Origin of the sequence: Bacillus sp. Brlt_9 (genome assembly GCF_051948935.1) — a bacterium.
In the GTDB taxonomy this organism is placed as follows: domain Bacteria; phylum Bacillota; class Bacilli; order Bacillales; family Bacillaceae_G; genus Bacillus_A.
This window is the reverse complement of sequence record NZ_JAYJLO010000017.1, coordinates 1-24,098: the sequence shown is the minus strand read 5'-3', so window position 1 is coordinate 24,098 and position 24,098 is coordinate 1. Positions and strand designations below refer to the sequence as shown.

The window sequence follows — 24,098 nt, the reverse complement described above, 5'->3', positions numbered from 1 at the left end:
TATCTAATATTAGGCATTTATGACTTCTTTTTTTACTTCTGGCAGGCCTTTTAATAAATTTTCAGCAATTGTTAACCACTTCGATGTCTCTAAGCCATTTGTTTTCATGACGATTTTCAATTGTGATCCTTCCATTCCTAGACCGATCATACGTCCAAAACTATTTCCGAGCATGAATAATTTTCCGCCATCAATATTTTGACTCGCTTGTTCTGAAAACAGAATTGTTACTTCAAATTTATTTTGCTTAATTAATTCAATTTGTTCTTTCATTGCCAATACTTTAATATTTGCAATTTGCAATAAGTAACCAACTTCTTGTGGGTAATCACCAAATCTATCTATCATCTCTTCCTGCAACTCTTCAATATCCTCAATTGCAGAAACACCTCTAAATTGTTTATACATCATAATTTTTTGTTTACTATCTGAAATATAAGCATCCGGTAAATATGCATCGACTTCTAAATCAATTTCAACATTAACGGTATTTTCAACTCCGTCTGTTCCTCTACGTTGTTCAATTGCATCTTTTAACATTTGAGAATATAGATCAAATCCGACAGAATCAATAAACCCATGTTGTTCGGCTCCTAATAAGTTACCTGCACCACGAATTGATAAGTCTCGCATCGCAATTTTGAAACCAGATCCAAGCTCTGTGAACTCTTTAATGGCTTGCAGACGCTTCTCCGCAACTTCTGATAACACTTTATCTCGTTTGTATGCAAAGTATGCATATGCAACACGATTAGAACGTCCAACACGCCCACGAAGCTGATACAGCTGCGATAATCCCATACGATCTGCATCAAATACAATTAACGTATTTACATTCGGAATATCTACACCCGTCTCAATAATTGTTGTACTTACAAGAACATCATGCTGCCCTTCTAAAAACGATAGCATAACAGACTCTAATTCACTCTCATTCATTTTCCCATGCGCATATGTTACACGCGCATCTGGAACTAACATCGAAATTTCATCTGCTTTTCGTTCGATATCCTCTACACGATTGTATAGGAAGTAAACTTGACCACCTCTTGCAAGCTCTCGTTCTATCGCTTCTCGCATTAATGCTGGATTATACTCTACTACATACGTTTGAACTGGGAAACGATTTTCCGGCGGTGTCTCAATAACAGATAAATCACGCACACCAAGCATAGACATATGGAGCGTACGCGGAATCGGAGTTGCCGTTAATGTTAATACGTCAACATTCGCTTTTAATTGTTTAATTTTTTCTTTATGCGTTACACCAAATCTTTGTTCTTCATCAATAATAAGAAGACCTAAATCTTTATAAGTAACATCTTTAGATAAAATACGATGCGTTCCGATTACAATATCTACCGTGCCATCTTTTAAGCCCTTAATCGTTTCGTTTTGCTGTTTTCTCGTACGGAATCTACTTAGCAATCCTATATTGATTGGATAATCTTGAAAACGCTCTCGAATTGTTTCATAGTGTTGTTGTGCAAGGATCGTTGTCGGCACTAAAATTGCAACTTGTTTTTCATCCATAATTGCCTTAAACGCCGCACGAATAGCCACTTCCGTTTTTCCATATCCTACATCACCACAAAGAAGCCTATCCATTGGACGTCCGCGTTCCATATCCTTTTTAATCTCTTCAATAGAACGTAATTGATCCTCTGTCTCTTGATACGGGAAAGAAGACTCAAATTCTTGTTGTTCTGCCGTATCTGGCGTATATGCATAACCCTTTGAAGCTTCGCGCTCGGCATATAGTTTAATTAGGTCATCCGCAATATCTTGTACAGATTTTTCAACCTTCGTTTTGACCTTCTTCCAATCATTTCCGCCCAATTTATAAACTTTCGGATCCTTTCCTTCAGATCCTACATATTTTTGCACTTGGTCAATTTGTTCAATTGGAACGTATAGCTTATCATTGCCTTGGTATTTAATATTTAAATAATCTTTATGAACACCATTAATCTCTAATGTCTCGATACCTAAAAATTTACCTATACCATGATTTACATGGACTACATAATCCCCAACTTTTAATTCCGAATAACTTTTAATACGTTCAGCATTAGATAACTTTTGCTTACGTTGTGATTTTTTAACTTTCTTATGAAAAAGCTCTTTTTCAGTAATGACAACAAGCTTTTGCATCGGTATTTCAAATCCTGCATGTAAATCACCTACAGCAATTTGTAATCTTCCAGGCAATAATATATCTGTGCCCTCTACAATATCTGCCTCAATATCATAATCACTTAAAATATGTTGTAGTTTTTTTACACGTTCATCATCTGTGCCGAGCACAACCGTCGTAAAATGCCCTTCGTTCCATCTATCAATTTCAGTTTTCAACAACTGCATCTGTCCATGGAAATCTTGCATCGTTTTACACGTTACATTCACAATGTTTTGCGGATGTGTATGTGCTATATGACGTAAGAATAACGTTAAATATACAAAGCTTCTTTTTTTATGATGAAGAAATTCTTCAAACGAATGGGAGAAAGATAAATCTTGAATAATCGTGCCCTCACCAAGAAGTGATATATACCATTCCGCTTCTTCCGTTTCAAGATGTGATGCTGTTTCTTGAATACGGGAAATCTCATCTAAAATTACAACACCATCTTCTGGTAAATAATCTATCAGACTAGCAGGTTCGTTATAGAAAATAGATAAATATTTAAACATCTGTTCTATACTTTGCCCATTTTTTAACATCTCAATTTCATGACTTACCGTTTCAAGCACCGTAGTCTTCAATTTATCATCAGAAAGCTTTTGCATCGTCTTAGTTAAACCTTCCTCAAGACGCTTAATCCCCGACTTCAATTCTTCCTGTGAAAATAAAAACTCCGTTGCTGGACCAAATCTAACACTTTCTTTTTTATCTTGAGAGCGCTGTTCATCCACATCAAATAATCGAATAGAATCGACTTCTGTGTCGAAGAATTCAATACGAACTGGTAACTCTTCAGTTAGTGGATAAATATCTAATATCCCCCCGCGCAAACTAAATTCCCCAGGAGCTTCTACCATCGACTTACGCTCATAGCCAATATGATGTAAAGTATGCAAGAATGTATCTAAATCAATCTCTTGCCCTAGACTGATTTCGATTTGCCTTTGCTTCCACAATTCTTTCATTGGTAAAAATCTGCGTAACCCCGCAACTGGTGCTACAATAATCCCATTCTCTCCTGCAGCTAAACGATTTAATACTTCAATGCGTTGTGCCTTCAATTCTGGGCTTGCAACACCAAGTTCTGATGCTATCAATTCATTTACTGGGTATAGCCATACATCTTTTTCACCAAGTAACGCCACTAAATCTTCATGTACTTTTTGTGCTTGATATAAATTATGCGTCACAATAAGTTGTGATTTTTTTGTTTTTTTATATAAGGCCGCCATTAATAACGAACGAGAAGAGGTTGCCATACCTGATACAAGTTGTTCTCTTAAACCATCTTCTAATCCATTAATAACCGATTGGATCTCTTCATTTTTATAAAATTGCTCTAATAAACCTATCATTTTCAAAACCCCTCTCAACATAAAGAGCAAGCCACTATATTTTATGCAAATATTTCGGAAAAAGAAAACAGAAAAATGCTTTGGACATGCCAAAGCGACAACATTTTATTGCAGAAATTTTTCATATTCATAATACTCAGGATAAGATGCGAGCGTTTCTTGACACGATTCACAAATCGTTTGTATATATATATTTCCATTCTCATGAAAATGAATCATCTCTACTACTTCTTGCTCTGTTAGTTGAAATAAAACGTCGCTATACACTTTTTCTGCGGTAACGGATCCTACATTGCTCCCGCAATGTCTGCAATAATAATACCCTTCCATACTAGCCTCCTAAAAATCCAATTACTGCTAGTATGGGTAAAAATAAAACAAAATATTCTCAATCATACCCTTAACTATTGAAAGTATTCATGATTTGAAGAAAAGGTTTATTTAACCATTCTTCACATGCATCCGCTGCTTTTTCAATAGAATAATTAACATCAGGAATTTCTTCTGATGTAAAACGTCCTAATACATAATCTACTACCTTCATTCCATTTTTCGGACGATCGATTCCCATGCGGATACGTTGAAACTCTTGTGTTCCTAAATGTGAAATTGTTGATTTCACACCATTATGTCCACCAGCACTACCTTTCATACGAAGGCGTAATTTACCTACTGGGATGTCTAAATCATCGTACAGAACAACGAAGTCCTCTACATCAATTTTGTAGTAATCCATAAGCGGACGAATGCTTTCCCCAGATAAATTCATATATGTAAGTGGCTTTAATAAGATTACTTTTTCCCCATTAACAAACCCTGCACCAAATACTCCTTTAAATTTTTGTTCGTTTAAAGAAATATTCCAACGCTTTGCAAGTTCATCAATTGCCATAAATCCAATATTATGCCTTGTTAATTCATATTCTCTACCCGGGTTCCCAAGTCCTACTATCAATTTCATTCTTGTACCACTACTTTCTTTTTTCGATACGAAAAGACGTAACCAATCTTGGTTACGTCTCATTCTATCCAATTAATTGAATAATACACTTACAGATTCTTCTTCGTATACACGAATGATTGCTTCTCCGATTAGTGGAGCAACTGAAAGTTCATGTACTTTGTCGATTTTCTTCTCTTCTGGTAATACGATAGAGTTCGTTACAACTAACTCTTTAATATTTGAGTTTTGGATACGCTCAATTGCTGGACCAGATAATACTGGGTGTGTACAGCAAGCATATACTTCAGAAGCACCGTTCTCAACAAGAGCGTTTGCTGCTAATGTAATTGTACCAGCTGTATCAATGATGTCATCAATTAAAATTGCTGTTTTACCTTCAATATTACCGATAATGTTCATTACCTCTGATACGTTTGGACGAGGACGACGCTTATCAATAATAGCGATTGGTGCTTTTAGGCGATCTGCCATTTTTCTAGCACGAGTTACTCCACCATGATCAGGTGACACGATTACGATATCTTTAAGACCTTTTGTTTCAAAGTAATCTGAAAGAATCGGTACACCCATTAGGTGGTCAATTGGGATATCAAAGAACCCTTGAATTTGTGGAGCATGTAAATCTAGAGTGATTACACGAGTTGCACCTGCTGTTTCAAGCAAGTTTGCTACAAGTTTCGATGTAATTGGTTCACGAGAACGCGCTTTACGGTCTTGACGCGCATAACCATAGTAAGGAATAACAATATTAATTGTTTTTGCAGATGCACGCTTTAATGCATCGATCATAATAAGTAATTCCATGATATGTTCGTTTACTGGGAAGCTTGTAGATTGAATAATGAATACATCGCAACCACGGATACTTTCTTCAATGTTAATTTGAACTTCTCCATCACTAAAACGATCAACAGAACATTTTCCTAGTCCTACTCCAATGTGCTTTGCAATTTGCTCAGCAAGTTCCTTATTAGAGTTTAAAGAGAATACTTTCAAATTAGAATTTAGATATTGAGTCGACATCTAGATTAACCCTCCACATTATGATTTTTTCTTATTCAGCAATTGATCAACATAGTCTTCTTTGTTAACTTGACGTGCACGTGCTACAGATAATGCTTTTGATGGAACATTCTCTGTAATTGTAGAGCCTGCTGCCACATAAGCACCATCTTCAACTGTTACAGGAGCAACAAGGTTTGAATTACATCCAATAAATACCCCGTTACCAATCACAGTTTTGAATTTATTCTTACCGTCATAGTTCACCGTAATTGAACCACAACCAAGATTCACGTCTTCTCCAACTTGCGCATCCCCGATATAACTTAAGTGTGAAGCTTTACTTCTATTACCAAAAACAGTTTTTTTGATTTCCACGAAGTTTCCAACGCGTACTTCATCTCCAATAACTGAATCTGGGCGAATATGTGCAAATGGACCAACCGATACTTCTGTACCAAGTTTACTATCATGTACAGTAGATTGACGAATTGTCGTACGATCTCCAATTTCACTATCGCGAATTACTGTATGCGGTCCAATTTCACAATCAGAACCAATTACAGTGTTTCCCTCAATAATTGTTCCTGGATGAAGAACTGTATCACTACCGATAATTGCATCAGCAGAAATATACGTGTTACTTGGATCGATAATTGTAACACCATTTACCATGTTCTTTCGGTTGATACGGTTTTTCATAATAATTTCCGCTTGCGATAGAGCGACTCTGTCGTTAACACCTAACGTTTCATCGAAGTGCTCTGTTTGATAAGCTGATACAATATGACCTTCATTTTTTAAAATCTCAATAACATCTGGCAGGTAATATTCACCTTGTACGTTATCATTTGAAACTTTAGAAAGTGAAGCGAATAAAGCTTTATTATCAAAACAATACGTACCTGTATTGATTTCTTTAATAGCTAATTCTTTCTCATTTGCATCCTTATGCTCAACAATCTTTTCAACATGACCATTCTCATTACGAACGATACGACCATATCCAGCAGGCTCTTCTATGTAAGCTGTTAGCACCGTTGCCATTGCCCCTGCTTCTTTATGTTGTTGAAGCAATGCTTCCATCGTTTCAGCAGTTATTAGCGGCGTATCGCCACAAATAACTAAAGTTGTTCCTTCTTCATTTGCAAGTACACTTGCAGCTTGATCTACAGCATGCGCTGTACCAAGTTGTTCTGCTTGTAATGCAAACTCACTTACGTTTCCTAGCTGTTCTTGTACCATTTCAGCACCATGTCCTACGACTGTTACAAGTTTCTGCAATCCTAATTGAGATACTTGATCGACAACATGTTGTACCATAGGTTTTCCACATACAGGATGAAGCACTTTGTATAGCTTAGACTTCATACGTGTGCCTTTACCTGCAGCTAGAATCACTGCAAATCTGTTTGACATATAGACCCTCCATCGCAACCTATTTATCCATTAACGATATTATCCTAAATCATCATATATTTCAAGAAACACATTTTAACTATTAAATTTTACCATAATTCTTATAAGATGTTTTACTCTTTAGTATCTTTTTTAAGAATTAAGCTATACTATTTAAAATCATTTTGAAAAAATTAGAAGTTCTCCCCTTGATTTTATTTAATTTAGAATCTTCCAAATGAAATATGTATACAAACACAAAAAAACAAACCCCTGTAAATGCTTACAGGAGTTTGTTGCAAAATTATAGGGCTTTCTCTAAAAAGCCCTTTTCATTCGAATTTTACGAAGCACCCGCTTCTTCAAACTCAACCTCTTCTAACTCGCCTAAACGATGATACTCTGTTAAAACCGCATCTTGAATTTTAGAGCGTGTACCAGAATTAATTGGATGTGCAATGTCACGGAACTCTCCATCTGGAGTACGTTTACTTGGCATTGCTACAAATAATCCATTATTACCATCAATTACACGAATATCATGAACAACAAATTCATGGTCTAGAGTAATAGAGGCAATTGCTCTCATGCGGCCTTCTGTGTTTACGCGGCGTAATCTTACGTCAGTCACTTCCATCTTGTGTTCACCACCCTTTTCTAAATAAGCGATATATTTGTATAAATTCCACAAAATTTCTATTTTCCCTTTAATTTTTTAAAAATTTTTAAGATAAAAATTTTTAATGTAATTGAATATAGAGATTTGTGGAGGTTATCGCTTACAAAGAATTACTTAACTAGGGCAATTACCTCAATTTCAACCGAAACATCTTTCGGTAATTTTGCTACTTGTACACAAGAACGAGCTGGCTTATGAGCAGAGAAATAAGAGCCATATACTTCATTAACAGCATTAAAATCATCCATATCTTTTAAGAATACTATTGTTTTTACTACTGTATCAAATGAAGCACCCGCTTCTTCTAATACTGCTTGTAAGTTTTGAAATACTTGCTCTGTTTGTACTGTTACATCTCCTACTACAAGCTCTCCACCTGCAGTTAACGGAATTTGTCCTGAACTGTAAAACATATTATTTACAATAATCCCTTGTGAATATGGTCCAATTGCTTGTGGTGCATTGTTTGTTTGAACAACTTTCATATCTTTCACCCTTTTATTATTTATTTTTACTCTTTAAAAATAGTGCACGAAAAGCAGTTTGTCCATCTATTTTATAATTTATAAATAGAATAAAAAAAAAGATAAAGCTATTTGCTTTACCTTTTTACTCAGCCTCTACAAGCCCTTCATCAAATGGTGCCAGTGAATAATTTCCCTTTTCCACTTGAATCGATTTTTCTTTCACATCAACTTCTGATAAACGAATTAATGATACAAAGTTATTAATTAGTCTTTCTTCAATATCTGTGGACTCTACTAATACACCAATACCAACAACATTAGCTTTAAACTCTTCTAACATACTCATCATACCTTGAATGGTTCCGCCAGCTTTCATGAAGTCATCAATAATTAAAACATTTGATCCTTCTGGAAGGCTACGCTTCGCTAACGTCATTGTTTGAATGCGCTTAGAAGAACCTGATACATAGTTAATACTAACAGTTGGTCCTTCTGTTACCTTATTGTCTTTCCTTGCAATTACTACCGGTACATCTAAGTAATTCGCCACCGCATAAGCAAGTGGAATTCCCTTTGTTGCCACCGTCATAACTGCATCAATTGGTTGCCTAGCAAAAACAGAAGCAAACAAACGACCTGCGCCATTAATATGACGAGGATTACTTAAAAGATCTGTCATATATAAGTAACCACCAGGCAAAATACGATCTGGATTCTCAAATAAGCTACAAAGCTCACCAATAATTAGATCTGCCTCTGCCTCACTTATATACGGTATATATTTCACTCCTCCTGCTGCTCCTGGTATCGTTTGCAATGTGCCGACCCCTTGTTGTTCAAACGTTTGCTTAATAATAACTAAATCTTCACTAATGGAAGACTTAGCTGATTGATACCTTTCAGCAAAAAAAGTGAGAGAAACTAGCTGACGAGGGTTTTGTAACAAGTAATAAGTCATATCGACTAATCTTGTACTTCGTCTAATTTTCATACTCTCACCTCAAATCACGAATATTCTAAACAAATCATACCGTATTATACGTCTTTATTCAAGCGTTTCTCGCTCTCCCAATAAACGTACTGCGTATACTTGTTCACAAAATCCTTTTAATCCGTTATATATACGATGCATTCGCGAATCATGGTGCACAAGACCAAATACAGTTGGACCACTTCCACTCATTAAAACAGCATCCGCCCCAAATCGCTTCATCTGTGCCTTAATACGTGCAACTTCAGGATGCATCGCAAACGTTACATCTTCTAAAACGTTACCAACAGTATCACAAATCCCTTTGTAATCCCCGGCATTTATGACATCAATCATTTTATCTACATTCGGATGTGTAACTCGATTTAATTTTAAATTTCCATACACATCAGCAGTAGATACACCAATATGAGGTTTTGCTAAGATAACCCAACAAGAAGGTGGAGTTTTTATGTGCTCAATTTGTTCTCCTCTTCCAGTGGCAATTGCTGTCCCACCATATACGCAAAACGATACATCCGATCCAATTTCTGCGCCAAGCTCTGCTAATTGGTCAATTGTAAGCCCTAAATTCCATAATTTATTAAGGCCACGTAATGTCGCTGCTGCATCACTACTTCCACCTGCTAATCCAGCTGCTACTGGAATCGTTTTTTCAATAGTAATAGATACGCCTTTTTTCACATTAAACTTCTCTTTTAATAATCTCGCTGCTTGATAAGCTAAATTTCTTTGGTCGTCTGGGACATACCGATTATGGGATAAAATTTCAATACGGTCTTCTGCTAATTCCATTAGTTCTAAACGATCCGCTAAATCAATTGTTGTCATAATCATTTTCACTTCATGATATCCGTCTTGTCTTTTTCCCAGTACATCTAACGACAGATTAATCTTTGCTGGTGCTTTCACTAGTAGCTTCAATCTATTCACCCACTCTATGTACTCAATCTTTTATCGTTTATTTTACCATAAATTTATAGTAAGACGATGACACTTCCCTAATTATAACGAAAAGCATTCAGAATGAAACTACTTATGTAAAATGATGGCACCTTTTATAGTACAAAAAGCCGAGGAATCACTCCTCGGCTACCGTAGCATAGAAAGTATCTTACAACTACTGGTTTTGTTTCATTAATTGCTGTTCTGCAATTTCTATAGCACGTTTCACCATGTTACCAGCATCTTTCGCACGAATTCCGCCCCAGCCTTCTTTCTGAACAACATCATAAAAGCCCAGCTCTTTTGCAAGCTCTTCTTTAAATTGATTTGACATGACACCTCTTCGTCTACTCAATGCAGAGTCCCTCCTTATTTTGCTACGGTATAATTAGTATGCAAAATAATATAACTTTTCATTTGTGGGAATATATGTAACGATACATAAATTATAAAATCACTTCATTATGAGGGTCACCATAAAATGTTAACTCTACTGTCTCTGTTAAAACATCTGCATAGCTATACGATACACGTTGCAACGCGTCTTCTTGCTGATCCAGTTGTACAACAAAAACAGAACGATACGTTTCTGCAAGTACACCTGATTGTTCTACCGTTTTTCTTCTCCCACTGTTTGCCTTTAACATCAGTCTCTGTCCAAGATGGTGATCTAATTCGCTTTTAATTTCATCTAAACGTTTTGACATATACTTCGTTACACCTCGCTGTAATTTAGATTGAACACTTAAAACACGATATATCTATCCCAATTATTAACCGCAACTCACAGACAATATCATTATAAAAGCATTATGCGTTCGAATAGATAGAAGAAATACTATATTGTAAAAGTATCATTATGTAGTCTGTGCGTTCTTGTCTCTTTTTATCCAAGCTGATTTAAATCCTTTCCACATAAAAAAGCAAGATACATATGTACCTTGCTTATTCTTCATAGTGTTGGAAGGGTAATCCAGTTCGTAAAATGCCCCTCGTCTCAATCCCACCAAGTCCCTTTTCGCCAGTAATCGTATTACGTACAACGTCCCATACATTGACTCTCTCCATAAATGAAGTAAAACTAATTTTACCAACCACATATACAGGATCTAGTGCGTGAATATTAATTCTAGATGGGGAACTAGCAAAATTAGCACCAGCTCGAATTAATGCTTCAAAGTGTGATTGACATGCCCCAGCAAAAATAACGAGTTGATCTAGTGATGGATATTTTTTTCGCACTTCTCGAACAGCCTGTACAAAATGCCTTGAATGCCTATATGCTGCTAAATCTCCCTTTACTCCTTTTGCTTTTGTATATGCATCGTGCCCTGTGATTACTAAAATGTCTGGACGAAAATGGTCTATTAAATCTACTACCTTTTCATGCATCTCTGTTTCTTTACAATGAATACCTTGTACAGGAACACCAATTTTATTATATAAGTCTAGACACTTGCGCAAATATAATGGGTCTCCATCTATATGCAATACACGTCCCGGCATTTGAAAATAATTCACCTCATTTGTATATCCACCAGTTGAAGTGTGTTCATGCCTTTGTTTCATTAATACATAATCTTGTTGAAACAAACGATACGTGCGTTCCATTGTTTCTTTCTCACGCTTCGCTCTCTTTTTGTGTTCTCGTTGATCTATACTAATTAAATCTTCAAGTGGCGCATCTGCCACCAATCTAATTTCCTCTCCAAACAATATAGCTATCTCGCCTTTTATTTCTATAATACGAAAAAGGATATCCCTATTATGAGAATATCGTTCCACTAATTCTCCAACATGTAAAGCCATTCTCCTACCTCCAAACTCGTTAGGCCATCTTACCTGTTTTTAAAGTATGAATGTAGGAGGGGAAAGGTGACAAAAGGGACAGTTCAACTTGAACTGTCCCTTTTATATTCTTATGATAATTTATGAGGAACTAATGCGTTACTTAATGTTGCAAACTCCTCGATAGATAGCGTCTCGCCTCTTCGTTTTGGATCAATTCCTACCTCTGTTAAAATTCGATCCAACAGCTCTTTATCTTTCGGGAAACCATTTAAATTATTTGATAAATTATTCATTAACGTTTTACGACGCTGTGCAAAACTTGCTCTTACTACTTCAAAGAAGAACGTCTCATCTGTTACTTCTACAACTGGTTTCGGACGCTTTAGGAGACGGATAATTGCAGAATCAACATTTGGTTGTGGTACAAACACTGTACGCGGCACAGTCATAACTGTTTCTACCTCTGTATAATACTGAATAGCAATTGATAAAGAACCATACTCTTTCGTTCCAGGTTTAGCAGCTAAACGATCCCCAACTTCTTTTTGCATCATAACAACAAATCCACGAACCGGTAATTTCTCTTCTAGCAATTTAAATAAAATTGGCGTTGTAATATAGTATGGTAAGTTAGCTACCACCATTACATCTTGCCCTTCTTCAAATTGCTCGCTAAACACCTCGTGTACATCTGCCTTTAGTACATCTTTATTAATAACTGTAACGTTGCCATATGGAGCTAACGTCTCATCTAAGATTGGTAATAATCTTTGATCAATTTCAAAAGCAACAACTTTTTTAGCACGCTTCGCTAATTGTTCTGTTAATGCACCGATACCTGGTCCAATTTCAATTGCACCACTTTCTGGTCCAATTTCAGCGTGATCAACGATACGATTTAATACATTCGTATCAATTAAGAAATTTTGTCCTAAACTTTTTTTGAATGAAAATCCATACTTTTCAACAATGTCTTTCGTACGATTTGGCGTTGCGATATCCTTCATTTTCTTTCCTCCTGTATGACTTGCTTATAAGCTTCTGCAAATGATTCTTTTGAAACTTGAAACATTTGTAAACGTTTATGTAACTGTTTTGCGTTTGTATAACCAATCTTTAATAGCTTACCCATTCTTTCTCTGCGACTCTTTGCCATTTCTCCGCCCACTAAACCTGCATCGACTAGATCGCTCCAACTAATTTCACTTGTGTAAGCTTCCATTTCTTCATGTATATTCTCTAAAGCACGGCGAATTGATTCATTAGAAGCATGTTCAATTCCGACACCTTTTTTCCTTTTAGCAAGTGCTTCTTCCTTTGGTAAAAAGGCATGTTTACATCCAGGCACCTTATCAGAAATAATTTTTCTAATACGCTCTCCAGGATAATCCGGATCTGTAAAAATAATAACGCCTCGTTTTTGCAGCGCTAATTTAACTTGCTCAATAACATGATCACCGATTGCTGAACCGTTCGTTTCAATTGTATCCGCATCAACAGCACGCTTAATCGCAACTGTATCATCTTTACCTTCTACAACGATAATCTCTTTAATTTTCATGCTTGCCTCCACACTCGTTTCGTCTCTACTTAGTAAAACAAAAAAATGACGACTTTTCCATTATTATTTTCCCCATTCTTACATTTTAAAAAATAGAATGTCCAAAACTTTGTTCTCTCTCCTTATTGTAACACTTCCTTATTTGCCCGGATTTTCTCTATCACTCCTGCTACTTTTTTATAAAAATAAAAAAAGAATGGGTTCTCCCACTCCTTTTTATTCAACACCAAATAAAGCTTTTGCATTTTTTGTTGTTACTTCTGCTACTTCCTCATAAGAAATTCCTTTTAAGTTCGCAATTTCTTCTGCTACGAGTTTTACATAACTTGGTTCATTTCGTTTCCCTCGAAATGGGTGCGGTGTTAAATACGGACAATCCGTCTCTATTAACAATTTCTCTAATGGAATCTCCACAGCAACTTCTTTCGGCTTTTTAGCGTTTTTGAATGTAACTGGTCCACCTAACGAAATTAAAAAGTTCATATCAACGCATCGCTCTGCTACTTCTACACTGCCGCTAAAGCAATGCATAATGCCGCCCACTTCAGCTGCATTTTCTTCTTCTAGAATATCAACAATATCTTGAGTTGCATCGCGATTATGTATAATAATCGGCAATTTTACCTTTTTCGCTAATGCAATTTGTTTACGGAATACTTCTTTCTGTATTTCTTTTGGGGACTTATCCCAGTGATAATCTAAGCCCATTTCTCCAAGTGCAACGACTTTAGGATGGGAAGCAAGTTCTTCTAACCAAGCTAAATGTTCTTCTGTCATGTCAATTGCATCAACTGGATGCCATCCAACCGCAGCATAAATAAAATCATAGGCTTCAGCTAATTCAATCGCTTTTTTTATCGTTACTTCATCAAAACCAACAACAACTGTATAAGTAACTCCTGCTTCTTTCATTCGTGCAATAACTTCTTGTAAATCTTCTTCAAATTGCTCTGCATTCAAATGTGAATGTGTATCAAACAACATCATACATAACTCCTTTTATATTGAAATCAAGTTTATTCCACACAAATAAGCTTTTTCATAACTTAACGATAACAATACTACAATCTTAATGCAAAAATTGAGAGTGTAAAAAGAAAAAAGACGCTTCACACATGTTACACGTGAAACATCTCCTTTCTTGTCTTAATTACTTGATTTTTGTACCGTTTGGTAGATTTTGGTCAATTGATGCTAATGACAATACGCCATTCTCTTCACCCGCTAAAATCATACCTTGTGATAATTCACCGCGTAATTTTACAGGTTTTAAGTTTGTTACACAAATAACCTTTTTACCTTTTAGGTCTTCTGGTGAATAGAATTTTGCAATTCCAGAAACAACTTGACGCTTTTCTGTGCCTAAGTCTAGTTGGATTTTTAACAACTTGTCTGCTTTTTTCACAGGTTCAGCAGATAGTACTTCAGCTACGCGTAATTCTACTTTAAAGAAATCATCAATTGTAATTTCTTCTGCCTTCGGTTCTTCTTCTTTTTTCTCTTCTACTTTAGGAGCAGAGCTTTTCATTTGTTCTTTAATGTATGCTACCTCTACTTCCATTTCTAAACGAGGGAAAATTGGATTTCCTTTTTCTACTTTCGTTCCAGCTGGAATGCAGCCAATTGTAGATAGGCTTTCCCAAGATTTATGTGCTTTATCAGTAAGGCCAAGCTGAGCAAACATCTTGCTTGGTGCTACTGTTAAGAATGGCATAAGCATAATACCCGTTTGACGAAGTACCTCTGCTAAATGAGCCATTACAGAAGCTAACTTTTCACGATCATTCTCATCTTTTGCTAGTACCCATGGTTGTGTTTCATCAATATATTTATTCGTACGGCTAACCAATTGCCAAATTGAGCTTAGTGCTACAGAGAATTCCATATTCTCCATTGCTTCTTCTACTTTTTTCAATGTATCTTGTGCAAACGTTACTAACGTTTCATCGAATTCCGTTACATTTTCTTTAAATGCAGGGATTTCTCCGTTAAAGTACTTATCAATCATAGCTACTGTACGATTTAATAAGTTACCTAAGTCATTTGCTAAGTCGAAATTAATACGCTCCACAAATCCTTCTGGTGTGAATACGCCATCTGATCCGAATGGAACTTCACGAAGTAAGTAATAACGTAATGCATCTAATCCGTAACGATCGATTAGTGTAACTGGATCTACTACGTTTCCTTTTGACTTACTCATCTTTCCATCTTTCATTAAAATCCAACCGTGAGCAAAGACTTTTTTCGGAAGAGGTAAATCTAATGCCATTAAAATGATTGGCCAATAAATTGTATGGAAACGAACGATTTCTTTTCCAACTAAATGCACATCTGCCGGCCAGAACTTCTTATACATCTCTTCATTTTCTGTTCCATAACCTAATGCTGTAATGTAGTTAGATAAAGCGTCAACCCATACGTAAATAACGTGTTTCGGGTTACCTGGAACACGAACTCCCCAGTCAAATGAAGTACGAGAAACTGCTAAATCTTCTAAGCCTGGTTTAATGAAGTTATTAATCATCTCATTCTTACGAGACTCTGGCTGAATGAAATGTGGATTATCTTCATAGAATTTTAATAGTCTGTCGACATATTTACCCATTCTAAAGAAATAAGATTCTTCACGAACAAGTTCTACATCATGACCACTATCTGGACTTTTTCCTCCAACTACTTTGTCACCTTCCATAATTGGATCTACTAATTGGTGTTCCGTATAGAATGTCTCATCTTGTACAGAATACCAACCTTCATATTCATCAAGGTAAATATCACCTTGATCTACTAGTTGTTTGAAGATTTTTTCAACAACATCTTTATGACGATCTTCCGTTGTACGAATAAAATCATCATAAGAGATATCCATCTTCTCCCAAAGTTCTTTAATTCCTGCAACGATGTTATCCACATATGCTTGTGGTGTAACATTTAATTCTTCTGCTTTCTTTTGGATCTTCTGTCCATGCTCATCAGTTCCTGTTAAATAATGAACATTATATCCTTGCATACGCTTATATCGTGCCATCGCATCTCCTGCTACCGTTGTATAAGCATGTCCAATGTGTAATTTTCCACTTGGATAATAAATTGGGGTAGTAATATAAAAGGATTTGTTTTCCTCTGTCATTGTTTTGGACCTCCCGGATAACCTCATATGTATTTATAAATAGTATATCAAAAACTTATATATAAAGTGAAACTTTAATCTGTGAGGGGTTTTGTTCATTCCCGCAGATTATTAGCCTGCACCAATCGAGCTTTTACGCGCAATCCGGCTCTTACTTAACCCCTTTGCCCCAGCTGAATTTTAAATTTAAAATATTACCGCTTGTTAATGCGGGATAAAAACGAGTTAATACTTGATACCTTTATCATCTATTACTCATATTTCAAGAAAATATACAGTCCCCACTTATAATTTATAAATTTTTCTGAAAATAAAGTGAAATAATAGTAGAAATTACTCACATTCTATTATATATAAGAAGTAAGAAATCTATAAATCTTTTTAAAAAATATAGAATTAAAGAATTGACGGAAATGTAAATGATTGGTATCATATGTCCATAGGGTATTTTGTCGAAAAATGACGAATCTAGAAAATAGACTCGAAACTTATAAACTATTTCTTTAGGAGGAAAAGAATTATGAAATCTACTGGTATCGTTCGTAAAGTTGATGAATTAGGTCGTGTAGTAATTCCAATCGAATTACGCCGTACTTTAGGTATTGCAGAAAAGGATGCTCTTGAAATCTACGTTGATGACGAGAAAATCATCTTAAAAAAATATAAGCCAAACATGACTTGCCAAGTAACTGGTGAAGTATCTGATGGCAACCTATCTTTAGCTGAAGGTAAAATTATCTTAAGCAAAGAAGGCGCTGAGCAAATCTTAAACGAACTTCAAGATTATATCGAAACAGCAAAATAAGCTTCTCAATTATGAGAAGCTTATTTTTTATCGACATGATAGATTTGATATACATCGCGTTTCGACAAATCTCGATCTTTCGCGACTGTTTTTATCGCCTCTTTTGAATTCATCCCTTTTTCGTTTATATAATGTTCAATATGATCATACACTGAAATAGATTCCCACCATTGTTCTTCTGGAGCAGGTTCTTCTGTTGAACCAGCTACTAAAATACAAAACTCACCACGAACTTCATTTTGTTTCGTCCACTCAATGGCTTCTTCGACTGTTCCTCGAATAAATTCCTCGAATTTTTTCGTTAACTCTCGACATAATACAATTTCTCTATTTCCCAACACTTCTTGCATCGAGATTAAAGTATCATCCAGGCGGTGAGGCGCTTCATAAAACATCATTGTAGTTTGTACATAACGAAGCTTCTCTAACTCCAATTTTCTTTCTTTTTTATTTCTTTGTAAAAATCCATAGAAATAAAATTGTTTTGTTTCAAGACCTGATGCAATTAATGCTGTAAGGGCTGCATTTGCTCCAGGAAGCGGGATTACATGATACTGTTCCGTTACAGCCTCTACAACAATATCGTAACCTGGATCGGAAATACACGGCATACCAGCATCACTAACAAGTGCTACAGTCTTCCCTTCGTCTAGCTTCTCTAATATTTTCTTTCCACTTACTTCCTTATTATGCTCGTGGTAACTCATCACGGGCGTCTCAATTTCAAAATAATTACAAAGTTTTTTCGTTTGTCTCGTATCTTCAGCAGCAATTAAATCAGCTTCTTTTAAAATTCGAATTGCACGAAATGTCATATCTTCTAAATTTCCAATAGGAGTTGGTACTAAATATAAAACTCCTTTTTCATTTTGTTGAAAGCTTTTTTGTTGCCACATAGCGTTCTCCTTTTTGCATATATTCTTCTTTTTGTTTTCTATTTAATTGCTTAAAATAATACTCTGCTTGCATAGCTGTACGTTTATCTTCATGAAATTCTACGTATTTTAAAACAACAGGAAGTCTAGCACGCGTATACTTAGCCCCTTTTCCGCCATTATGGGTCTCAATCCGCTTCTCTATATGATTCGTATATCCAGCATAATAACTTCCATCAGAGCACTCTACTACATAAAAACAATGCTTATTCTTCCCCATATAAAATAGAACGAATCTCCTTTGTATATTCATTATTTTCTTCATATACAATAAGAGGTGGCAATATTTTCAGATCGGCATTTCCATCCTTAATTCCTTCAATTAACAATGTATTCGCTTCTTTTCCTGCCTTAGGATACACAAATCGGACACGCTTTGGTTCAATTTTGTATTTACGCATTAACGTAACAATGTCTAGTAAACGACCCGGGCGGTGTACAAATGCTACTTTCCCGCCTTGCTTTACTAGCTGACTACTTGCAGATACAACATCCTCTAATGTACACATAATTTCATGACGAGCTATCGCTAAATGTTCATTCATATTTTTTTCAGAAGTTGCAGGTGTTTGGAAATAAGGCGGATTACATGTGACAACATCATATTGATGACGTCCAAGTTTCTCCGGCATATCTTTCAAATCCCCATGTATTAAGTGAATTCTTTCTTCCAACTTATTATATTGAACACTTCTTATTCCCATATCATATAAGCGTCCTTGAATTTCTACGCCAGTAATATTCCCTTTCGTTCTTGTACTTAATAGAAGGGGCACAACTGCATTACCTGTACACAAATCAAGTAAATTACCTTTTTGAATTGGTACCCAAGCAAAATCTGCAAGTAAAACAGCATCTAACGAAAAGTTAAATACTGATGGGCTTTGTATAATCTTTAAATCTTGTGCTAATAAGTAATCTAAACGTTCATCTTCATATAAATTCATATGTTACTCCTTTTCTTACACTTAACCTACCCTATTTCATCTTCAACTAATAAAGTGAAACTTTATTCAGTGGGGGTTCTCTTCATCCCCCACTGATTATTAGCCCTGACCAATCGGACTTTTATGGACAGCCCGTCCCCACCTAAATTCTTTACTTTCGATGCATTTTGAGGTAGGGGTCTTACTGCCCATTAAAGCGGGATAAAAAACATATTTCATTCTACTCTCATGTATAAAAAATTACCTTTCCAATTATCATTGGAAAGGTAATTTCACTTTTTATTTAAAAATGACAGGCAGAATAAACAATCTCCCTCTTTACGTACACTTCCATAATGCAGATTACAAATATGAAAACCTTCTTGATATAGCCTTGCTAAATTATCGTAGCCTTCACCAATATCTGTCTTCGGCTTCACTTCTTTACGTTTTTGAGTTTTTTGTTTTTCTTTAATCTGCACTTCTTCAAAGCGGTGTCGCAAATTTGCATTTTCCATTTTTATATGTTGGTTTTCTTCCAACAACTCTGCAAGATGTTGTTTTAATTCGCCCAACTGTTTGTATAAATGTCCAATTTGCTCTTCCATACTAGAAACCGATGCAAAAATATCTTTTTTCTCCACAAGCACCCACCTCATTAATCTGTGGTTTGACTCGAAACGACCCCTTTATTCACTAACTCATCTAACGTATATTCTACTATCCGTTCCTTGTCTACTAGTTCCACTTGAATTAATCTTTCTAAAATATTTAATCCGATAACACGGCCAGTACCATGCGGGGTTTGTATACGTTGATCTAAATCAGGAAGTTGCTCCTTTGCTGCCTCATATTCATCGTTCTCATATTTTAAGCAACACATTAAGCGACCACATAAACCAGAGATTTTTGCAGGATTTAATGATAAATTTTGATCCTTTGCCATCTTAATGGATACAGGTTCAAAATCTCCTAAAAAAGTAGAACAACAAAGCATACGACCACATGGACCAATACCACCAAGCATCTTCGCTTCATCACGAACACCAATTTGTCTTAGTTCAATTCTTGTCCTAAAAATTGCCGCTAAGTCCTTCACTAGTTCACGGAAATCAATCCGACCATCCGCAGTAAAGTAGAAAATAATCTTATTGCGATCGAACGTATACTCTACATCTACAAGTTTCATATCAAGATTATGTTCTACTACCTTTTGCTGACAAACTTGATATGCTTCTTTTGCAGCATGTTTGTTCTCTTCAACAATGGTACGATCATTTTCATTTGCAATACGAATAACCTTTTTTAGCGGTAATACAACGTCGTTTTCATCAACTTGCTTTTTGGTAATAACTACTTTTCCATATTCAATACCTCTTACCGTTTCTACAATTACAAACTCATTTTCAGAGATATCGAACTGATTTGGGTCAAAGTAATATACCTTTCCGGCCTTCTTAAAGCGAACACCTACTACATCATACAAAACGGTCATCCCTCCTGCAACCGCAACACTAACTGTTCGAACACAAGCTGCGCATTTACATTAGCGTTGATTCTATTTTTTGCCTCTAATATATTAAAGAGAGCTGATACAATGCGCTTCTGAGCGTAGGAGAAAGATTCAAACATCTCTTTCTGCTCATGAAAAACAAGACGATCTTCTTCTCCAAGTTGAACATATAATAAATCCTTATAAATAAGGAGTAACATATCTAAACCTTGCTGTAATTGCTCCTTCTCTCCAAAGTGTTTTCCCCATTTTTCTTGTACAAAAAAAATAGAGGCTTTATCTTTTTCGAGCGCTTCACATAATTTTATCACTAAAGCTCGTGCTTGTGCAAACCATTCATCACTACATAAAGCTAAAGCTTCATCAAAACTATTCGTGAGTTGTGCAGCAAGTGTCGATAATGACGCCGTAATACCTTCATCCTGTAATCTTCTAATTAAAGATTCCGTTGGTAAAGGTCTAAATGTAACAACTTGACAGCGAGATAAAATCGTATTTAAAATTTGATGACTTTGTTCAGTAAGTAAAATAGCTGTTGTATCACTACTTGGTTCTTCTAAAAATTTCAAAAGTGTATTCGCTGCATTTGCTGTCATACGGTCTGCGTGCTCAATAATATATACTTTTTTATTTGCTTCTAATCCTGTTTTTGAAAACTCTTCTTGTAAATCATGAATTTGCTGCTTCTTAATAGATAATCCGTCTGGTTTTACAATATGTAAGTTCGGGTGGTTACCTGAATCAATTCGCTTACAATTTGTACATACATGACAAGGCTCTACCCCATTCCGCTGAGAACAGAGGAAACTCTTTGCCATTTGAATTGCCGTCGCAAACTTTCCTGTCCCTTTCCCTCCCTCTAACAAGTAAGCGTGGGATATACGCTCTTTTGCAATGCTATTCATCAACATTTTTACACCGATGGGTTGTATAGCAGAAAGCTGCTCCCACGTCTTCGTCATAATGCATACCTCACTTATTTCAATTCTTTCCTTCTATTATAACAATTTATCTTCTATAACCTGAATAACTTCTTCTATAAGTTTTTCCATTGGCTGATCGGCATTTACTAATACAATACGATCTGAGAAACGTTCTACAACTTGTAAATACCCTTCACGCACACGTTTATGGAAAGAGATATCTTCCATATCTAGTCGATTCACTTCGCGTCCTGCATCTTTTGCAATTCGAGCTAACCCAACTTCTGGCTCAATATCTAAGTAAATTGTTAAACTAGGCATACAGTCTTCTGTTGCAAAGCGATTTATTTCAAATACTTTATCCATACCTAATCCTCTTGCATATCCTTGATACGCTAAAGAGCTATCTATAAAACGATCACATAATACAAGGTAATCCTCTTTAAGTGCCGGCATAACCTTTTCCACTAAATGCTGTCTACGTGCTGCAGCATATAACAACGCCTCTGTACGTGCTTCCATCATCGTATACTCTTGTTTATGTAAAATCGTTCTAATATCCTCAGAAATTGCAATACCACCTGGTTCTCTCGTCGCCATTACCTTCTTTTCTTTTTGTTCAAAGTATGGCAATAAACTTTGAATTAACGTTGTCTTCCCCGAACCTTCTGGACCTTCAATTGTTACAAATAATCCCTTCATTCTAAAACCTACTTTCTATATCATACACTTTCATATATTTCGCGTTGCCTTGAAAACGAGCGCCTGCTTTCTCTAAATACATAATTTGCTCTTTATGTTCTGAAGTAATTCTTTCCCCATACATAATCAATGGAATACCAGGTGGATACGGAATTACCATTTCCGCTGCTATCATCCCAACTGCTTCTTCTACAGATACTACTTTCGTTTCATATCCTTCCAGTTGTTTATATGTATACGGCAGGGGAGAAATTTCTCCTTTATAAGTATAACGAATAGATTCCTTCTTGTCTTTCACCTCATAAGATTGCAATGCCACTCGGATCATCTCTATAGCCTTCATATACTCCTTATTTACTTGCAAAGGCAAAATAAATAAGACATTATATGGATCTGCCATTTCTGTATATATACCGACCTTTTCAAATACAGACTGTAATTCGTATCCTGATAACTGACAACGTGTTTGTACGGTAACCTTTAACTCGTCTTGTAACGGATATTGCAAAATAGATATTTGTGGAACAGAACTCAATTCTTCTTTAAATCTCCGTAAAAATTCGACAATCTCATCATGTCCCTTTTCTTTTATACGTGCTATTGTAAAGCGCGCAATATCAAGAGAAGTCATAATTGGATACGATGGACTACTAGATTGTAGCATACTTAAATAGGTAGAAACTTTTTCTTCTCTCACTAAGCGACTATTTATATGTAAATAGGAACCCATCGTCATCGCTGGTAATGTCTTATGCGCAGAATGAACTACAACATCTGCACCATATGCTAACGCTGACTTTGGAAATGCCCCGCCTAAACAAAAATGAGCTCCATGTGCTTCATCTACTAACACAGGAATTTTATGTGCATGTGCATAAGCGATGCTTGCCTCTAAATCTATCCCCATACCATAATAATTAGGATGTGTTAAAATGAGTGCTTTCGCATTTGGATACTTTTCAATTGCTTTCTTAATAATTTCATCATGAATTCCCACGGGTACATTATAAGATTCCTCAATCCATGGATCTAAAAAAATAGGATTTGCTCCTGCTAGTTTTAAACCATTAATAATTGATTTATGACAGTTTCTTTGTACAAGAACAATATCATGTTCCCCGCAGCAAGACAAAATCATTGCTAAGTTCCCGACTGTTGAACCATTAATTAAAAAATAACTTTTTTCCACTCCATATACATCAGCTAATAATTGTTGTGCCTCATCTATACATTCAAACGGACTATGTAAATCATCTAATCCTGACAACTCAGTCACATCGATAGATAATATATCTTTAAACTCCTCTACTGCCTCCTGAGGGAAGTTTAAACCATTCTTATGACCTGGAACATGAAAGGACAACGGCCCTCTTTCTTTAAACTCTATTAATGCCTCATATAAAGGTATGCGATTTTGATTCATCTATATCTCTTCCTTATTATTCATTCTTTCTCTATTATACAGAACAAAAAAAATAATAGGCATATGCCTATTTAAAAATATGATACTTCTAATTTCCGAAGCTGTTTTAAATAATATATATACTTCGGATCATTTGTCTCCGTATTCACCATGTCCTTTTCACATTCATAACATATTAAATTATTATAAACATATATTCCTTCTTTTCTTTCTGTCTCACAAACAATACAAACTTCGTTTTGTGATTTCATATCCTTCCCTCCCTATTTAAATGGACATATTTCATACTTCTATTCCTTAACATTTTACAGAAAAATATACATCAATTTCTTATATAATATGATTCATCCTTGGGCAACGTGTTTGTATTACCATTACTTCTTTTTACATACTGTTTAAA

At 35.6% G+C, this 24,098-nt stretch carries 26 protein-coding genes; 1 reads left to right on the top strand and 25 read right to left on the bottom strand.

Going from position 1 to position 24,098, the window contains the following annotated elements:
* Positions 1–9 precede the first annotated feature (9 nt).
* The 16 genes from mfd to metG all read right to left on the bottom strand — a co-directional run bounded on the left by mfd (position 10) and on the right by metG (position 16,471).
* Positions 10–3,540: a transcription-repair coupling factor gene (mfd, locus tag VF726_RS30005; RefSeq protein WP_440173870.1), complete on the bottom strand. Its 3,531-nt coding sequence runs from the start codon at positions 3,538–3,540 to the stop codon at positions 10–12.
* A gap of 105 nt (positions 3,541–3,645) precedes the next feature.
* Positions 3,646–3,870, bottom strand: coding sequence for an anti-sigma-F factor Fin (locus VF726_RS30000; protein WP_000399442.1), 225 nt, complete (start codon positions 3,868–3,870; stop codon positions 3,646–3,648).
* A 70-nt stretch (positions 3,871–3,940) separates the two neighbouring features.
* Entirely contained in the window at positions 3,941–4,501 is a 561-nt protein-coding gene (gene pth, locus VF726_RS29995; RefSeq protein WP_279588549.1) for an aminoacyl-tRNA hydrolase, read from the bottom strand.
* Between the two features lie 72 nt (positions 4,502–4,573).
* The gene (locus tag VF726_RS29990) at positions 4,574–5,527 is read right to left on the bottom strand and encodes a ribose-phosphate diphosphokinase (RefSeq protein WP_000107420.1); all 954 of its coding nucleotides are present in this window, start codon (positions 5,525–5,527) and stop codon (positions 4,574–4,576) included.
* Between the two features lie 18 nt (positions 5,528–5,545).
* Positions 5,546–6,925, bottom strand: coding sequence for a bifunctional UDP-N-acetylglucosamine diphosphorylase/glucosamine-1-phosphate N-acetyltransferase GlmU (gene glmU / locus VF726_RS29985; RefSeq protein WP_000071036.1), 1,380 nt, complete (start codon positions 6,923–6,925; stop codon positions 5,546–5,548).
* A gap of 322 nt (positions 6,926–7,247) precedes the next feature.
* Complete coding sequence (gene spoVG, locus VF726_RS29980; protein ID WP_000454041.1) at positions 7,248–7,541, bottom strand: septation regulator SpoVG; 294 nt, start codon at positions 7,539–7,541, stop codon at positions 7,248–7,250.
* A gap of 152 nt (positions 7,542–7,693) precedes the next feature.
* On the bottom strand, positions 7,694–8,068 hold the full coding sequence (locus VF726_RS29975) for a RidA family protein (protein WP_440173868.1): 375 nt from the start codon (positions 8,066–8,068) through the stop codon (positions 7,694–7,696).
* 124 nt (positions 8,069–8,192) lie between these two features.
* Positions 8,193–9,041, bottom strand: coding sequence for a pur operon repressor (gene purR, locus VF726_RS29970; protein ID WP_440173866.1), 849 nt, complete (start codon positions 9,039–9,041; stop codon positions 8,193–8,195).
* A gap of 54 nt (positions 9,042–9,095) precedes the next feature.
* Positions 9,096–9,965, bottom strand: coding sequence for a 4-(cytidine 5'-diphospho)-2-C-methyl-D-erythritol kinase (ispE, locus tag VF726_RS29965; protein ID WP_440173865.1), 870 nt, complete (start codon positions 9,963–9,965; stop codon positions 9,096–9,098).
* Between the two features lie 196 nt (positions 9,966–10,161).
* The gene (gene sspF / locus VF726_RS29960) at positions 10,162–10,341 is read right to left on the bottom strand and encodes an acid-soluble spore protein SspF (protein WP_001985066.1); all 180 of its coding nucleotides are present in this window, start codon (positions 10,339–10,341) and stop codon (positions 10,162–10,164) included.
* A gap of 91 nt (positions 10,342–10,432) precedes the next feature.
* Positions 10,433–10,693, bottom strand: coding sequence for a biofilm formation stimulator Veg (gene veg, locus VF726_RS29955; protein WP_000044347.1), 261 nt, complete (start codon positions 10,691–10,693; stop codon positions 10,433–10,435).
* Between the two features lie 238 nt (positions 10,694–10,931).
* Positions 10,932–11,795: a sporulation peptidase YabG gene (gene yabG, locus VF726_RS29950; RefSeq protein WP_440173863.1), complete on the bottom strand. Its 864-nt coding sequence runs from the start codon at positions 11,793–11,795 to the stop codon at positions 10,932–10,934.
* 110 nt (positions 11,796–11,905) lie between these two features.
* Positions 11,906–12,784, bottom strand: coding sequence for a 16S rRNA (adenine(1518)-N(6)/adenine(1519)-N(6))-dimethyltransferase RsmA (rsmA, locus tag VF726_RS29945; RefSeq protein ID WP_440173861.1), 879 nt, complete (start codon positions 12,782–12,784; stop codon positions 11,906–11,908).
* Positions 12,781–13,338, bottom strand: coding sequence for a ribonuclease M5 (rnmV, locus tag VF726_RS29940; RefSeq protein WP_000692830.1), 558 nt, complete (start codon positions 13,336–13,338; stop codon positions 12,781–12,783). The genes rsmA and rnmV overlap by 4 nt, the downstream gene beginning before the upstream one ends.
* Before the next feature lie 216 nt (positions 13,339–13,554).
* Positions 13,555–14,322: a TatD family hydrolase gene (locus VF726_RS29935; protein WP_440173860.1), complete on the bottom strand. Its 768-nt coding sequence runs from the start codon at positions 14,320–14,322 to the stop codon at positions 13,555–13,557.
* A gap of 166 nt (positions 14,323–14,488) precedes the next feature.
* Positions 14,489–16,471 (bottom strand): methionine--tRNA ligase, encoded by a 1,983-nt coding sequence (metG, locus tag VF726_RS29930; protein WP_440173858.1) that lies wholly within the window; start codon positions 16,469–16,471, stop codon positions 14,489–14,491.
* A 520-nt stretch (positions 16,472–16,991) separates the two neighbouring features.
* On the opposite strand from metG, the gene VF726_RS29925 reads away from it, so the two are divergent.
* A complete protein-coding gene (locus tag VF726_RS29925) occupies positions 16,992–17,276 on the top strand; it encodes an AbrB/MazE/SpoVT family DNA-binding domain-containing protein (RefSeq protein WP_000843036.1) in 285 nt (94 codons plus the stop codon).
* 20 nt (positions 17,277–17,296) lie between these two features.
* On the opposite strand, the gene rsmI is transcribed toward VF726_RS29925, so the two are convergent.
* From rsmI to VF726_RS29880, 9 genes are all read right to left on the bottom strand, one after another.
* Complete coding sequence (rsmI, locus tag VF726_RS29920) at positions 17,297–18,172, bottom strand: 16S rRNA (cytidine(1402)-2'-O)-methyltransferase (protein WP_048526383.1); 876 nt, start codon at positions 18,170–18,172, stop codon at positions 17,297–17,299.
* Positions 18,141–18,431 carry a GIY-YIG nuclease family protein gene (locus VF726_RS29915; protein ID WP_440173857.1) on the bottom strand — a complete coding sequence of 97 codons (291 nt, stop codon included), beginning with the start codon at positions 18,429–18,431 and terminating at the stop codon, positions 18,141–18,143. The genes rsmI and VF726_RS29915 overlap by 32 nt, the downstream gene beginning before the upstream one ends.
* Positions 18,418–19,158, bottom strand: a complete 741-nt coding sequence (locus tag VF726_RS29910; RefSeq protein ID WP_440173855.1) for a tRNA1(Val) (adenine(37)-N6)-methyltransferase — start codon at positions 19,156–19,158, stop codon at positions 18,418–18,420. The genes VF726_RS29915 and VF726_RS29910 overlap by 14 nt, the downstream gene beginning before the upstream one ends.
* Before the next feature lie 272 nt (positions 19,159–19,430).
* The gene (gene yabA, locus VF726_RS29905) at positions 19,431–19,781 is read right to left on the bottom strand and encodes a DNA replication initiation control protein YabA (RefSeq protein ID WP_440173854.1); all 351 of its coding nucleotides are present in this window, start codon (positions 19,779–19,781) and stop codon (positions 19,431–19,433) included.
* 14 nt (positions 19,782–19,795) lie between these two features.
* Positions 19,796–20,623 carry a PSP1 domain-containing protein gene (locus VF726_RS29900; protein ID WP_000272429.1) on the bottom strand — a complete coding sequence of 276 codons (828 nt, stop codon included), beginning with the start codon at positions 20,621–20,623 and terminating at the stop codon, positions 19,796–19,798.
* A gap of 5 nt (positions 20,624–20,628) precedes the next feature.
* Entirely contained in the window at positions 20,629–21,612 is a 984-nt protein-coding gene (holB, locus tag VF726_RS29895) for a DNA polymerase III subunit delta' (protein WP_000169570.1), read from the bottom strand.
* 36 nt (positions 21,613–21,648) lie between these two features.
* Complete coding sequence (gene tmk, locus VF726_RS29890; protein WP_440173852.1) at positions 21,649–22,275, bottom strand: dTMP kinase; 627 nt, start codon at positions 22,273–22,275, stop codon at positions 21,649–21,651.
* A gap of 1 nt (position 22,276) precedes the next feature.
* A complete protein-coding gene (locus tag VF726_RS29885) occupies positions 22,277–23,698 on the bottom strand; it encodes an aminotransferase class I/II-fold pyridoxal phosphate-dependent enzyme (protein ID WP_440173850.1) in 1,422 nt (473 codons plus the stop codon).
* Positions 23,699–23,769: 71 nt separating this feature from the next.
* Positions 23,770–23,949, bottom strand: coding sequence for a sigma factor G inhibitor Gin (locus VF726_RS29880; protein WP_000842028.1), 180 nt, complete (start codon positions 23,947–23,949; stop codon positions 23,770–23,772).
* Positions 23,950–24,098 lie beyond the last annotated feature (149 nt).

Excerpts from the sequence above, each read along its gene's own strand:
- mfd (WP_440173870.1), bottom strand. The coding sequence starts at position 3,540 with ATGATAGGTTTATTAGAGCAATTTTATAAAAATGAAGAGATCCAATCG.
- VF726_RS30000 (WP_000399442.1), bottom strand. The coding sequence starts at position 3,870 with ATGGAAGGGTATTATTATTGCAGACATTGCGGGAGCAATGTAGGATCC.
- pth (WP_279588549.1), bottom strand. The coding sequence starts at position 4,501 with ATGAAATTGATAGTAGGACTTGGGAACCCGGGTAGAGAATATGAATTA.
- VF726_RS29990 (WP_000107420.1), bottom strand. The coding sequence starts at position 5,527 with ATGTCGACTCAATATCTAAATTCTAATTTGAAAGTATTCTCTTTAAAC.
- glmU (WP_000071036.1), bottom strand. The coding sequence starts at position 6,925 with ATGTCAAACAGATTTGCAGTGATTCTAGCTGCAGGTAAAGGCACACGT.
- spoVG (WP_000454041.1), bottom strand. The coding sequence starts at position 7,541 with ATGGAAGTGACTGACGTAAGATTACGCCGCGTAAACACAGAAGGCCGC.
- VF726_RS29975 (WP_440173868.1), bottom strand. The coding sequence starts at position 8,068 with ATGAAAGTTGTTCAAACAAACAATGCACCACAAGCAATTGGACCATAT.
- purR (WP_440173866.1), bottom strand. The coding sequence starts at position 9,041 with ATGAAAATTAGACGAAGTACAAGATTAGTCGATATGACTTATTACTTG.
- veg (WP_000044347.1), bottom strand. The coding sequence starts at position 10,693 with ATGTCAAAACGTTTAGATGAAATTAAAAGCGAATTAGATCACCATCTT.
- yabG (WP_440173863.1), bottom strand. The coding sequence starts at position 11,795 with ATGGCTTTACATGTTGGAGAATTAGTGGAACGATATTCTCATAATAGG.
- rsmA (WP_440173861.1), bottom strand. The coding sequence starts at position 12,784 with ATGAAGGATATCGCAACGCCAAATCGTACGAAAGACATTGTTGAAAAG.
- rnmV (WP_000692830.1), bottom strand. The coding sequence starts at position 13,338 with ATGAAAATTAAAGAGATTATCGTTGTAGAAGGTAAAGATGATACAGTT.
- VF726_RS29935 (WP_440173860.1), bottom strand. The coding sequence starts at position 14,322 with ATGTTGTTTGATACACATTCACATTTGAATGCAGAGCAATTTGAAGAA.
- metG (WP_440173858.1), bottom strand. The coding sequence starts at position 16,471 with ATGACAGAGGAAAACAAATCCTTTTATATTACTACCCCAATTTATTAT.
- VF726_RS29925 (WP_000843036.1), top strand. The coding sequence starts at position 16,992 with ATGAAATCTACTGGTATCGTTCGTAAAGTTGATGAATTAGGTCGTGTA.
- rsmI (WP_048526383.1), bottom strand. The coding sequence starts at position 18,172 with ATGTGGCAACAAAAAAGCTTTCAACAAAATGAAAAAGGAGTTTTATAT.
- VF726_RS29915 (WP_440173857.1), bottom strand. The coding sequence starts at position 18,431 with ATGGGGAAGAATAAGCATTGTTTTTATGTAGTAGAGTGCTCTGATGGA.
- VF726_RS29910 (WP_440173855.1), bottom strand. The coding sequence starts at position 19,158 with ATGAATTTATATGAAGATGAACGTTTAGATTACTTATTAGCACAAGAT.
- holB (WP_000169570.1), bottom strand. The coding sequence starts at position 21,612 with ATGACGAAGACGTGGGAGCAGCTTTCTGCTATACAACCCATCGGTGTA.
- tmk (WP_440173852.1), bottom strand. The coding sequence starts at position 22,275 with ATGAAGGGATTATTTGTAACAATTGAAGGTCCAGAAGGTTCGGGGAAG.
- VF726_RS29885 (WP_440173850.1), bottom strand. The coding sequence starts at position 23,698 with ATGAATCAAAATCGCATACCTTTATATGAGGCATTAATAGAGTTTAAA.
- VF726_RS29880 (WP_000842028.1), bottom strand. The coding sequence starts at position 23,949 with ATGAAATCACAAAACGAAGTTTGTATTGTTTGTGAGACAGAAAGAAAA.